Source organism: Massilia sp. DJPM01 (genome assembly GCF_030348125.1).
GTDB lineage: Bacteria > Pseudomonadota > Gammaproteobacteria > Burkholderiales > Burkholderiaceae_D > Telluria_A > Telluria_A frigida.
On the sequence record NZ_JAQOZV010000127.1, the window covers coordinates 1 to 4,066 of the forward strand.

Consider the following 4,066-nt stretch of genomic DNA (forward strand, 5'->3'; position numbering starts at 1 on the left):
ATAAATACGCCAGCTTTCATCGAGGATCGTATTGACGTTTGTTTTTATGATGGGGGACCGTAAGGATTCCTACGTAAATGAGTAACAGGCGAAAACAGCTCTGGCAGCAGAGTGTTTTCGCGTCACCGAACGACGGGTAACGCCAAAGCGGCCCTTGGTAACCATGAAATTATGCTCATCACGTCGTTAGAAATCTCGGGCCAAAACAGTTAAAACCGCCAACGCAGCGAAGTGGTGATGCTGCGGCTCGTTTGATCGGGAGTCTCACCGATCAATACGCGAGCAGGGCGTTCGCTCCGCAGCAACAGCACTTCGCTGACAACGCTGAGCGCGTCACTGAGGTCCAGTTTGTAGGCTATCGCAAGCGCGCTGCCACACTCTCCATTCGGATCGGTCGCGATCACGTCGTCTTCGATGGCGCGGAATCGGTCATGCCGCACTGTCAGCGTGCCGGCGCCCACGCGCCGGCTGGCCAGCGCGTACCACGCACGAAAGTCGAGGGCTGCAGCGCGCGGGCCCATTGCGGTAGCGCCGGTGAGGTACTGGAACATCCACTCCCACTGCCCGGTCCGCAGGCGCATCCCAGCATGGTTGAATCGGGTCCCCCAGCTATATTGGCCCGCCTTGACAATTAAAGGGTCGCCGCGGTTATCGTAATGCATCGCGGAGACCTCGACTATCCCGGCGTACGAATAGTTCACACCCACATAGTAGCCGGCGCGTCCGTCAAGTTCGCGGAATAGATGAGTATCACGCGTTTGCAGATTGATGGGTCCGTCCGGGCGGTAGACCGGAAGATCAGCCAGTCGAATATACTCGCTCACGCCGGTAATGCGGTCACCCACGCCCCATCCGCGCCACGCCAGCAAGGTGCCGGCGGGATCGTTACCGTTGAAGGCGGCCGCTGTCAAGCCAAGATCATGAGGTGACCCAGACGCGCGTCCCCGATAAGCGAGATTGGCTTCGATTCCTTTTGACCGCAGCTCTTCGCCAACCCAGCTGTTGACGGCAGAGGCAGAAATGGTTCGGGTCGGAAGCCACGTGCGCTGATCGTAATCTTGCTCCTGGTTCAGCGGCGGGAAGAACAAGCCTGCCTTGACACGGACTTTCCACGGGCTCACTGGCACGGGACTCCAGCCAAGCCAGGCTTCCTGCACATCGAGCAATCGGTCCCTGTCCTCATACGCATTGATTACAGCAACAGCCGTTACCGCGTCGCCAAGCTCCAGTTCCGCTGCCAGGATCGCTTGGCCCAAACGAACCTGGGATCCCCCCCCGTAGCGGGTCTTTCCCATGCCTTCCCGAATCCAGCTGCGCTCTCCCACTTCGCGCAGTGCCCGCACATCAACCTGGCCGCTCAGCTCCACAGCGCTTGCCGCAGGCAGGTAGACGAGCCAAAGCGAGCAAAGGGCAAGAAACCAGCCAGGCCTTAGTGCCGTCCTGCCGATGATGAAGTGACACACACAGTGGGCGAGGTTGGAAGTGGCTGTCATGATCGACCCAGGGAATCCATCAGTTTGAAAATACCCGGCCAACAGCGGGCCAAGTCGGGTGGGTGCCATCTCGGCCCGCCGTATGTGCGCTGCCGGCCAGAAAAAACATCGACAGGAGGATGCCATCAGAGACAGCGCGTCAATCAATCAGGGAGGCAAGTGCAGCGTCCATGCCGGCTCACTTCTTTATTCTTGGCAAGCTTTTGTCGCCTGACTTCTGCCGACTGCCTTTGGCCATTCACTTACAGTCTTGTTCGGCGTGGGCTCGAGCGGTGAGAGCGAAACTGCCGAGTCGTCATACGAACATCAAACAACTGGCACGACTTCGGCGATGCGGCGAGTGTCGGCTCCTGGCCGACTGCTGTCGATTGTACTCGACTGCGGGCCGTCCACTGCCAGGTGGCTTCCCCGGCGCACGCTGCATCCACGCGCCGCTGCGCTTCGAGACAATGTGCCGGTCCGCGCTCCTGGTGGCCATACGGACCGAAGACGGGATTAGTGTCGAAAACGTAACTGTTCAGCCGCTACGCGGCTGGCGCAATTGGATCGCCAGCCAATGCCCGGCGCAGTACTTCCAACATGCTGTGACCTTGTTTGCGTAGCGTGTCAAGGCAGGAGCGGATGGTGCAGAAATTGTCGGCGCCGGCAACAGTGCGGAAGCAGCCCGATACCTTCTGTTTAACCTTGGGCATGCGGACGGCCCGTTCCGCAATATTGTTCGAGAACGGGACGGTCGGATCGGCGATGAAACGCAAGATGGCGTCGGCGTGCAGCCGGAAGCGGCGCAGCAAGTTGTGGGCGTCGGACAGTTTACAGCGACCGGATTTTCCGTCTGGCTTGAGTTTGGGAGGGTTCAGTTCCTCGCCTTCACGCACGATATCGTCGTAGACGGTGGTGAAGGCGGCGATGGCGCCGGCGTCGAGTGGGTGTCCTTGCTGCCGCGCCGCAGCGCTCAGTGTTTTGGCGTTGAGCAGCAACGCCGTCATGGCAGCCGGCCAATCCTGGCCGGTCACCTCTTGCGCGTAGACCAGTTCCCGAAGGAGATGCGCGTTGCACAAGGCATGCAGGCCATCGTCGAGTTTCCAGTAAGGACCCCAGCAATCATGTACCAGCACACCGAGGCGTTTTGGAAGAATGCCATGCGCGGCGATGGCGTCAAAGCCGCGCTTTGCGTGCATGCCGTACCAAGTCAATTGCGCAGTGGCCGCCACATGCATCCAGTGCAGCTTGCCATCCACGCGCAGGCCCGATTCGTCGGCGCACAGCACCGGCGCGTGGTGCAATTGCCGCGCTATCAAATCGGCTGTGCCCTGCAGAGCGAGGCGCGCTTCGGCGACCCAGGCGAGCAGGGTGGCGGGCGACACCGACAAGCCCGTCATCTCGAAGATCAGCTCGGCGGCGCGGGCATACGGCAGCATCTGTCCCTGGGTCAGATGCACACCCAGCGCACGTATGTTCGGGCCGTACTGCACCACTTCGCTGACTGCGGCGGGAAAGACACTGTCGTGCCGCTGTCCGCAGGCACATACCACGGTGTAGACACGGTGCTCGATCACCTCGAAGCTCATCGCCGGCACATCAAATATCTGACGGCGCTCCAGGATTTGTGCCTGCTCCAGGGCCAACGCACTATGGCAGCGGTCGCACTGCGACGGCGGTGGATAATCCTTCGTTCCGGTGGGCTCGGCTACCCTCTTAAGCGTGCTGCCTTTGTGACCGGGCTGGCCGCCAACCGTCTTGTCGGACTTGCCGCGCAGCGAGCTGGTCCTATTCTTTTTTGCCAGTCCGTCGGACGATGGCGGCTTGCTCGAATTTTCGCTGTTCATGCCCAGCTTCGCTTCGACCGCGTCCAGGCGCGCAAACAGGGCGTCAATGAGTCTGTCCTTGTCGGCATGGGACAGCTCGGTCAGGTCGGCACGAGGTGGTTTCGGTGGCATGCCTACATGATGCGGCAATTGCCAAGAGTTTACAACTTCTGATTGCTCTGGTCATTCAGGCTGAACAGTTACTCGAAAACGATGTTGCCAAAACGCTCGAAATCGAGCATCCTTGCAACCCAGTTTGAGCCCCTGAAATCATCGATTAAAGTGGCGCCATTACGCCGAAAATGGGTGGCGCCTTAATGCCGGAAATTGACACCTGCCAAGTCATAAAATTGGTCGGCGAACGTCCCTATATCCACGGCGTCGATCGCGAACTGGTTCTTGCGGATCATGTGCATGAGCTCGATGCCGGCGAGCACGGAGCCGGCGGCGCGAAATGATTTGAAGTTGAGCATGGGCTTGGTCACCCGCTTGATGGCGCGGTGGTCCTGCTCGACGATGTTGTTGAGGTATTTGACTTGGCGTACCACGATCGGGACGTCGCGACCAGCGTTGACCTCGTCGATCGCCGCCTTGTTGGCACCGCTCTTGCCCATCGCGATCTTGTCGGGAACGCCGTTCGCCCCCATCGCCTTATCGAAAAAGCGCTTCGCTGCAGCCATATCACGCTTCGCTGTCAGTAGAAAGTCGACGGTCTTGCCCTGCTTGTCGACAGCGCGGTAGAGGTATTTCCAGACACCCTTTACCTTG

3 protein-coding genes are annotated in these 4,066 nt (G+C 59.6%); all 3 read right to left on the reverse strand.

Features of this window, described 5'->3' with window-relative positions; genetic code table 11:
- Nucleotides 1-209: 209 nt before the first annotated feature.
- Nucleotides 210-1,493, reverse strand: coding sequence for a hypothetical protein (locus PO883_RS33875; RefSeq protein ID WP_289313708.1), 1,284 nt, complete (start codon nucleotides 1,491-1,493; stop codon nucleotides 210-212).
- Between the two features lie 524 nt (nucleotides 1,494-2,017).
- Nucleotides 2,018-3,430: an IS66 family transposase gene (locus PO883_RS33880; RefSeq protein WP_289313709.1), complete on the reverse strand. Its 1,413-nt coding sequence runs from the start codon at nucleotides 3,428-3,430 to the stop codon at nucleotides 2,018-2,020.
- Between the two features lie 182 nt (nucleotides 3,431-3,612).
- On the reverse strand, nucleotides 3,613-4,066 hold a 454-nt coding region (locus tag PO883_RS33885), incomplete at its 5' end, for an IS6 family transposase (RefSeq protein WP_289313710.1).